General features: G+C 58.6%; 10 protein-coding genes. 1 reads left to right on the plus strand and 9 read right to left on the minus strand.

Translation table 11 applies throughout. From position 1 onward, the window contains the following. On the minus strand, nucleotides 1-727 hold a 727-nt coding region (locus tag ACXJ5O_RS13675), incomplete at its 3' end, for an ABC transporter permease (RefSeq protein ID WP_457300364.1). Then, nucleotides 728-1711, minus strand: coding sequence for an ABC transporter substrate-binding protein (locus ACXJ5O_RS13680; RefSeq protein WP_457300365.1), 984 nt, complete (start codon nucleotides 1709-1711; stop codon nucleotides 728-730). Nucleotides 1712-2287: 576 nt separating this feature from the next. On the opposite strand from ACXJ5O_RS13680, the gene ACXJ5O_RS13685 reads away from it, so the two are divergent. After that, nucleotides 2288-2674 (plus strand): c-type cytochrome, encoded by a 387-nt coding sequence (locus tag ACXJ5O_RS13685; protein WP_457300366.1) that lies wholly within the window; start codon nucleotides 2288-2290, stop codon nucleotides 2672-2674. A gap of 44 nt (nucleotides 2675-2718) precedes the next feature. Here ACXJ5O_RS13685 and ACXJ5O_RS13690 read toward each other — a convergent pair whose 3' ends face one another. The 7 genes from ACXJ5O_RS13690 to ACXJ5O_RS13720 all read right to left on the minus strand — a co-directional run. Continuing rightward, complete coding sequence (locus tag ACXJ5O_RS13690; RefSeq protein ID WP_457300367.1) at nucleotides 2719-3276, minus strand: thioredoxin family protein; 558 nt, start codon at nucleotides 3274-3276, stop codon at nucleotides 2719-2721. 16 nt (nucleotides 3277-3292) lie between these two features. Next, the gene (rpe, locus tag ACXJ5O_RS13695; RefSeq protein ID WP_112529057.1) at nucleotides 3293-3982 is read right to left on the minus strand and encodes a ribulose-phosphate 3-epimerase; all 690 of its coding nucleotides are present in this window, start codon (nucleotides 3980-3982) and stop codon (nucleotides 3293-3295) included. 5 nt (nucleotides 3983-3987) lie between these two features. Further along, nucleotides 3988-4917 (minus strand): CbbX protein, encoded by a 930-nt coding sequence (cbbX, locus tag ACXJ5O_RS13700; RefSeq protein ID WP_457300368.1) that lies wholly within the window; start codon nucleotides 4915-4917, stop codon nucleotides 3988-3990. Then, nucleotides 4910-5329: a ribulose bisphosphate carboxylase small subunit gene (locus tag ACXJ5O_RS13705; protein ID WP_112529053.1), complete on the minus strand. Its 420-nt coding sequence runs from the start codon at nucleotides 5327-5329 to the stop codon at nucleotides 4910-4912. The genes cbbX and ACXJ5O_RS13705 overlap by 8 nt, the downstream gene beginning before the upstream one ends. 10 nt (nucleotides 5330-5339) lie before the next feature. Further along, nucleotides 5340-6800: a form I ribulose bisphosphate carboxylase large subunit gene (locus ACXJ5O_RS13710; RefSeq protein WP_457300369.1), complete on the minus strand. Its 1461-nt coding sequence runs from the start codon at nucleotides 6798-6800 to the stop codon at nucleotides 5340-5342. Between the two features lie 30 nt (nucleotides 6801-6830). Next, nucleotides 6831-7910, minus strand: a complete 1080-nt coding sequence (gene fba, locus ACXJ5O_RS13715; RefSeq protein ID WP_457300370.1) for a class II fructose-bisphosphate aldolase — start codon at nucleotides 7908-7910, stop codon at nucleotides 6831-6833. 19 nt (nucleotides 7911-7929) lie between these two features. After that, nucleotides 7930-8264 (minus strand): transketolase-like TK C-terminal-containing protein (locus ACXJ5O_RS13720; RefSeq protein ID WP_457300371.1); only part of this gene is annotated, 335 nt, incomplete at its 5' end.

Genomic DNA, 8264 nt, shown 5'->3' on the forward strand with positions numbered 1-8264 from the left:
GTGTATAGGCCAGTATCGCCGCGACATCGAAGAGTTGAAAAAACAGATTGATCTGAAAACCGACACCGTTGGAGCGGCCGAGCAGCTCGACCACGAGCACAATTTTCCAGATCAGCGAAATGCCGGAACGCGACGCGGCGGCGATATAGGGCTGCAGCTGAGGTATCAGTATATGCCGCAAGCGATCGAGTACATTGAAGCGGTACACCTTCGCCATTTCCGCGTAGCGCGGATCGAGCGCCCTCGTTCCTTCGCGTATGGTGACGACCACATTGGGGATTTTGTTGAGCGCTACCGCGCCGATCGCTGCGGCTTCATTGAGCCCGAACCAGATATAGGCGAGGACGATGATGACCAGCGCCGGTATGTTGAGGAAGAGAATGACCCACGGATTGAAGAACTGGTCTGCGCGTCGATGACTGCCAAGCAGGACACCAATCACCGAGCCGATAAGCATCGCGAGGACGAAGGAGGCGGCGACGCGGCACAAGGTGATGCCGAGATTATAGGGCAGATCGCCGCTCGCCGTTTCGCTGATGAAGGTTTGCAGAACCAGTAAAGGCGCCGGGAAGGAGCGGCTGGGCCAGGTCGTCGCCCCGACATGCCATGCAACGACCAATGCGCCAAACGAAAGCAACACCATAAGCGCCGAGCTCCATTGCCGCTTTGAAGCGGCGGTGGAAACAAGCTTGCCCGTTTGCTGCTGTTCGCTCGATGCAAGAGCCAATTAGTCTGTCCTCCAGAAGGTGCCCGGTGCCAAGGTTTTTCCGGGGCCGACAAGCCGTTCGCCGCCAAGATCGGCAAGGATAGCATAGAGCTTCGTCGCGTCGGCTTGTTCGTCCTCGATTGGCCGGTCGGGAACACCTTCGCGATACCGGTCACGCAGCACATCCAGTTCATGGCCTTCGGCTTTCACCACGGGCGCCAAACGTTGCCATTCCGCATCGGAACTGCCGAGCAGAGCCTTCGCATCTCGACTTGCCTTGACGAAACCCGCAATTGCATCCGGATGGGCGTCGGCCCATTTGTCGTGAAAGATGTAACCGACGGCCGAAACGTCACCTGTAGCGCCGAGAGCCTTTGCGGCATCGCTGGTACTGACCAGGCGGTGAAACCCGTTGGCTTCAAGCCTTGCGCAAAAATTCCAGAAGTTCAGCACAGCATCCAGTTCGCCTTGCTGCGCCTTTTCGGCAAGCAGCGGCGGCGTGCCGTAGACAATTTCGCTTTGCGCCGGCAGATCGAGTGAGAACTGGTGCTTGGCATAGCCCTGTATAAGCAGCCAGCTCTTGTCCAGCGGCCCGCCTGCCACGCCGATCTTCTTGCCCTTGAGATCCGCCAGACTTCTGATCGGGGAGCCATCGGGAACCATCAAGGCGCYGACTGAACTGGAATAGGGCACGAAGGTCAGGTCTTCGCCCGACGCGCGCTGCCGCGACACCCAGAGCCAGTCCGTGACAATGATATCAACATCCCCTGCCATCATGGCGACATTGGTTGCATCTTCACTGGCGAAGAAGCGGACATCGACATTCACGCCATATTTTTCGTCGAGCTTGTGCTGCTTGATCGTGTCCAGCTCCCAATTGACAGTCCCGAATTTCAGGACGCCAACACGAACGGTCTCAGCAGCCGGGCTTGCCTGCGCRCCAAAACCAAGGGCGAGCGCCAACAAAATACAGAAGCGGAAAAGGCGTTGGTGTAGTCCTGCCACGATGTCCTCCCAGACGGATCGCCATGAGTTTACGACCTAGAGCTCCAGATCCTTTGACGGATAATCGCATTTCCACCGAACGACCTTGAGCTTTGGATGTTCCCCGGACCATTTTGCAATTTCTGTCGGCGCGAGGAACATGCAATTGTTCAGGCCGCCCCTGTTTTCAAAATGCAGGCGCTCCTCCCGACAACTCGTCGGGTTGGATATGAGACAGATGGTCAAAACGAGATCAACAACATCCATACAGGCACCTCCCAATCCTCTGATACGTCCCACCTTCATAGCGCCGAAATCTCAGGAGTCCTGACAGGCTGGAAGGTCGTAGTGCGAATTTCTCAAGGTGCCCGATGAGAAATATTCGCCACAAATTACGGGCGTCATCTCTTGGCGTCAATTGCAACCGGCCGAGAAAACACGATCGTGAAGCTGCGGCGTTATATCCTTTCCAAACAATTGACTTATCAAGCGCTCAAGGTACCTTCTGGAAGTGTTCTAAAAATTGGGGGCGCCAATGCATGGAAAATTGGCGCCGGTCTTCGTCCAGGGCACCCTTGGCGAAAATGAGGAGATGCCATGCGTTATTCTACCGTTCTGATTGGACTATCAGTTGCGATTCTGTCTGTTGCGGGAGCCCGGGCCCAAGACGCCGGCGACGCGACGGCAGGAGCGACAGTTTTCAAGAAATGTGCAGTCTGTCACGTGGCCGATACCGACAAGAACAAGGTCGGACCATCGTTGAACAAATTGATGGGCAGAACCGCGGGAACTCATCCGGGCTTCAGCTATTCACCTGCCATGAAGGMGGCGGGCGCGGCCGGACTTGTCTGGGACACAGCCAGCCTTCGTGATTATCTGCACGATCCGAAGGCCAAGGTCAAAGGCACGAAAATGGCCTTTCCCGGTTTGAAGGACGACAAGGAAATCACTGATCTTGAAGCCTATCTGAATCAATACAAATAGCCGGATCGCCGCCGGTCGATCTGGCCGGCGGCACCTTGCTTTTATCAGGCAATCTCACGCCATTTGATCGAACAACCGACCGACGCGATCTGCTCGCGCGGCCCCTGCCCCGTATTGGCGATTTGCTTCATTGCCTCGAACAGGTCGCGGCGGATCTCTGGCGCCGCCGCTTCCTTGCGCGATGCATCGAGGCGTCCTCGATATTGTAACTCACCCGCACCATTGAAGCCGAAGAAATCGGGCGTGCACACGGCCTCGTATGTACGTGCCACCGTCTGGTTGGCATCATGCAGATAGGGAAACGGGAAACCGTTGTCGCGGGCAAAAACCTTCATGTTTTCAAACGAATCGGCAGGATAGGCAGTTGAGTCGTTGGCGTTGATGGCGACGAAGCCGATGCCAAGTTCCTTGAGATCCCGGGCGTCGCGGACGATGCGCTGGATAACCGCTTTCACATAGGGACAATGGTTGCAGATGAAAGCAACAACCAGCCCCTTGTCACCTGCCTGCGCCAGAATGGAATGCTGCCGGCCATCGGTACCGGTCAGGTTCGCATCAACAGCCTTCCAGCCAAAATCACAAAGGGGTGGTATCGCCGCCATTGTTCTTCTCCTCTGCTCAAGCCGCCGCGCGGTGCCTCGCATGATCGGCAGCATGACGGATTGCAGCGATATTGTCAGCATAGGCCGCCTTACCGTTTCCCTTGAAGACGGCAGAACCAGCAACGAGCACATTTGCCCCTGCCGCCGCAACCAGCGGCGCGGTTTCAGGCGTCACGCCGCCGTCGATTTCGATATGAATCGGGCGGTTGCCGATCATCGCCTTCACGCGCCGCACCTTGTCGACGACAGAAGGGATGAACGCCTGTCCGCCGAAACCCGGATTGACTGTCATCAAGAGCACGAGATCGAGCCGGTCAAGCACATATTCGATGACGCTTTCCGGAGTGGAAGGGTTGAGTGACACACCCGCCTTCTTGCCGAGACTGCGAATGGCCTGCAGCGAGCGATCAAGATGCGGGCCGGCTTCCGCATGCACCGTGATGAAATCGCAACCCGCCTCGGCAAAGGCGCCAAGATAGGCATCCGTCGGGGCGATCATCAGATGACAATCGAATATCGCCGACGTCCGGTTGCGGATGGATTTAATGATCTGCGGCCCGAACGTGATGTTGGGCACGAAATGCCCATCCATCACGTCGAGATGCACCCAGTCGGCACCCGCCGCCATGACGTCTTCGACTTCCTGGCCGAGCCGGGAAAAATCCGCCGAAAGCACGGACGGCGCAATGAGTACGTTCCTGTTCATGGCGTTTACTCCTCCTTGGTTGACGCGGAAAACACGCGACTGACCCTGATATCGTCCGCGGTAATCGTTGACAACGCCGCCGCATCGGTCGGCCCGTTGGATGCTTCGAACAACCGGTTGGCGTGGCGCAGCCTCGCCCTGTCCAGCGCATTGCGAATGGAGCGGGCGTTGGCAAAGTGCGGCTGCTGGCGGCGCCGTTCGATATAGTCGGCCATGATGGCGCGGCCTTCCGCATCGAACGTATAGTTCTGCTTCGACAACATCGTCTCGGAAATACTCAACAACTCGTCGGAGCTATAATCCGGAAAATCGATGTGATGGGCGATGCGCGAACGGAAGCCCGGATTGCTCTCGAAGAATTTGTCCATGCGATCGGCATAGCCCGCGAGAATCACTACGAGGTCGTCGCGCTGGTTTTCCATCACCTGCAACAATATCTCGATCGCTTCCTGACCATAGTCGCGCTCGTTCTCCTGGCGGTGCAGATAATAAGCCTCGTCAATGAACAGCACGCCGCCCATGGCTTTCTTCAGGATCTCCTTGGTCTTAGGCGCCGTATGCCCGATATATTGCCCGACCAGATCATCACGAGTGACCGAGACGAGATGGCCCTTGCGGATATAACCGAGGCGATGCAACAGGTCCGCCATACGCATCGCCACCGTGGTTTTACCGGTGCCGGGATTGCCGCTGAAACTCATGTGCAGCGTCGGCGTTTCATGCGCGAGACCCATGCGCCGACGTGCCCGCTCGACCAGCAGCAATGCTGCAGTCTCCTTGATCCGCTGCTTGACCGGCTTCAGGCCGATCAAGTCGCGGTCGAGTTCGTCCAGCACCTCCTTGACGCCGGATTCGACATATTCGGCGCGCAGGTCGATGGCAGACGGAACCTCCACAGGAGGCCCCTCGAGTTGCGTGATGCTGGCATCAGCCATAGCGCTGCCCCGCTGGCTTGTCCGTTGCGTAGGACCTCGTCGTATAGCGAACCACGCGGCCCTCGCCTTCCTGGCGGGCAAGGTGGAACCCGGGCTCTTCCGGCGGGCGGTTGACGAGGAAGGACAGCTTGACCGATTCCCAGCCATGGGTGTTATCGAAGGCGACAAGGCGAATGTAGTAATCGCCATAGACCTTGCGGCATTCCTTCAGCTCCATCATGAGGGCGGCCGCATCCGGGTTGTCGAACATCGGATGTCCCCACATGTCCCAATAGGTGTTGCGCGGGTGCGGGTCATCGGTGAATTCGAGGCTGACCGCCCAGCCATTGTCGATGCAGTACTGCACCTGCTTGGCGATCTGCTCGTCGGTCAGGTCAGGCAGGAACGAGAATGCCCCTTGAGTGATACGCATGTCGTTTCTCCTATTCTGCTGCTGTTGCCGTCGGAACGAAGTMCGGCGAGTCGGTTGAGGTGTAGTTGAAGGAGACGTCCTTCCAGACTTCGAGCGCCTGCTGCAGAGGCTGGCAGGTGCGCGCTGCAATACGCAGGATCTCCGGTCCTTCGTTGACGATGTCGCGGCCTTCGTTACGCGCAAGCACCATGCATTCGAGTGCAACGCGGTTGGCCGTAGCACCGGCTGCAATGCCGAGCGGGTGACCGATGGTGCCGCCGCCGAACTGCAGAACAACGTCCTCGCCCAGAAGGTCGAGCAGCTGGTGCATCTGACCGGCGTGGATACCGCCCGAAGCCACCGGCATCATCTTGTTGAGCGAAGCCCAATGCTGATCGAAGAACACGCCGTTCTCGAGCCGCATCGGGTTGAAGTCCTCGCGGCAGATGTCGTAGTAGCCGCGCGTGGTGGCGGGGTCACCTTCCAGCTTGCCGACGACGGTACCCGCATGGATATGATCCACACCGGCAAGCCGCATCCACTTGGCGATGACGCGGAACGACACGCCATGCGACTTCTGCCGGGTGTAGGTCGAGTGACCAGCGCGATGCAGATGCAGGATCATGTCGTTGCGCCGCGCCCACTTGGCCATGGACTGGATCGCCGTGTAACCGATGACCAGATCGATCATGACGATGTTCGACCCGAGCTCCTTGGCGAAATCGGCACGCTCATACATGTCTTCCATGGTGGCAGCTGTAACGTTGAGGTAGCTGCCCTTGATCTCGCCGGTTGCGGCCTGCGCCTTGTTGACGGCCTCCATGCAGTAGAGGAAGCGTTCCCGCCAGTGCATGAAGGGCTGCGAGTTGATGTTCTCGTCGTCCTTGGTGAAATCCAGACCGCCCTTCAGCGCCTCGTAGACCACGCGGCCATAATTGCGGCCAGACAGACCGAGCTTGGGCTTCACCGTCGCACCCAGCAACGGACGCCCGAACTTGTCGAGGCGTTCGCGCTCGACCACGATACCCGTTGGCGGACCCTGGAAGGTCTTCACATAGGCTACCGGCAGGCGCATGTCCTCAAGCCGCAAAGCCTTCAAAGGCTTGAAGCCAAAGACGTTGCCAATGATCGATGCCGTCAGGTTCGAGATGGAGCCCGGCTCGAACAGGTCGAGATCATAGGCGATGTAGGCGAAGTACTGGCCTTCACCGTTCGGAACCGGATCGACGCGGTACGCCTTGGCACGGTACTTCTCCGTTGCGGTCAGCCGGTCCGTCCACACGACGGTCCAGGTGGCCGTCGAAGATTCACCGGCAACGGCAGCCGCCGCTTCGATCGGATCGACGCCATCCTGCGGCGTGATGCGAAACAGCGCGATGATGTCGGTGTCCTTTGGTTCGTAGTCGGGCTCCCAGTAGCCCATCTTCTTGTATTCCATGACACCGGACCTGTAGCGGTCCTTTCCTGTGACCGTTTCTGACTTGTTCGACATGATGAGGTCCTTTCCTTGGTAATTTTGATTTCAAGCAGCCTTGGCTGCAGCGATTTGCGGATCGAGTTTGCCGGCGGCGTAGCGTTTGGCCATTTCATCGAGCCCGATGACCTTGATCCGCGATGCGTTGCCCGCCGTGCCGAACCGCTCGAAGCGGTCACGGCAAAGATCGCGCATGGCATCCATGGCCGGTTTGAGGAATTTGCGTGGATCGAACTCCGCGGGGTTTTCCGTCGCGATCCGGCGAAACTGGCCGCTCATGGCCATGCGGCAGTCCGTATCGATATTGACCTTGCGCACACCGTGGCGGATACCGCGCTCGATCTCCTCGACCGGAACCCCATAGGTTTGCGGCATCTCGCCGCCGAAGCGGTTGATAATGTCCTGCAGGGGCTGTGGCACCGACGACGAGCCATGCATCACGAGATGCGTATTCGGCAGCTTGCGGTGGATTTCCTCGATGACGCCCATCGCCAGGATGTCGCCATCGGGCGCGCGGGTGAACTTGTAGGCGCCATGCGACGTGCCGCACGCGATGGCCAGCGCATCGACCTTTGTGCGCAGCACGAAATCCACTGCCTGATCCGGATCGGTCAAGAGCTGGTCATGACTGAGCACGCCGCTCGCACCATGACCGTCTTCAGCCTCGGCTTCACCGCTTTCGAGCGAACCAAGTACACCGAGTTCACCTTCGACCGAAACGCCGACCCAATGGGCGATCGTGGTGACCCGCTTCGTGATCTGGACATTATACTCGTATGAGGCTGGCGTTGCCGCATCGGCTTCGAGCGAGCCGTCCATCATGACCGAAGTGAATCCATGCCTGACCGCGGTCAGGCAAGTCGCCTCGTCATTGCCGTGATCCTGATGCATGCAGATCGGAATGGATGGATAGATATCCGCCAACGCATCGATCATCCGCGCCAGCATCAAATCCTTGGCATAGGAGCGTGCACCACGCGACGCCTGCAGAATAACCGGCGCATCGCAGGCTGCCGCAGCTTCCATCACGGCAAGCCCCTGCTCCATATTGTTGATGTTGAAGGCGGGAACGCCATAACCATACTCGGCAGCATGATCGAGCAATTGTCGCAAGGTAATCCGGGCCATGATCAATACTCCTTTCAGTTCAGTTGATGAGCTTGCGCGCCGTGGCGACAATGTTTTCAGGCGTGATATTGAAGTGACGGTAGAGATCCGGCGCCGGGGCGCTGGCGCCAAAGCCCTGCATGCCGATGAAGGCACCCTTTTCACCGATCCAGCGATCCCAGCCGAGKCGGGACGCCGCTTCGATGCCGATACGGGGCGCCGCAGCCAGAACCGAACGGCGATAGGCCGGGGTTTGCGCTTCGAACAACTCCCAGGACGGCATCGAGACAACGGCTGCCGGGATCTTGTACTGACCGCGCAGCATGTCGGCGGCAGTACAGGCGATTTCGACTTCCGAGCCAGTCGCCATCAGCG

The sequence above is a fragment of the Phyllobacterium sp. P5_D12 genome (genome assembly GCF_054049495.1).

Coding starts and splice junctions, on each gene's coding strand:
- ACXJ5O_RS13690 (WP_457300367.1), bottom strand. CDS start 3,276: ATGGCGGCGATACCACCCCTTTGTGATTTTGGCTGGAAGGCTGTTGAT.
- rpe (WP_112529057.1), bottom strand. CDS start 3,982: ATGAACAGGAACGTACTCATTGCGCCGTCCGTGCTTTCGGCGGATTTT.
- cbbX (WP_457300368.1), bottom strand. CDS start 4,917: ATGGCTGATGCCAGCATCACGCAACTCGAGGGGCCTCCTGTGGAGGTT.
- ACXJ5O_RS13705 (WP_112529053.1), bottom strand. CDS start 5,329: ATGCGTATCACTCAAGGGGCATTCTCGTTCCTGCCTGACCTGACCGAC.
- fba (WP_457300370.1), bottom strand. CDS start 7,910: ATGGCCCGGATTACCTTGCGACAATTGCTCGATCATGCTGCCGAGTAT.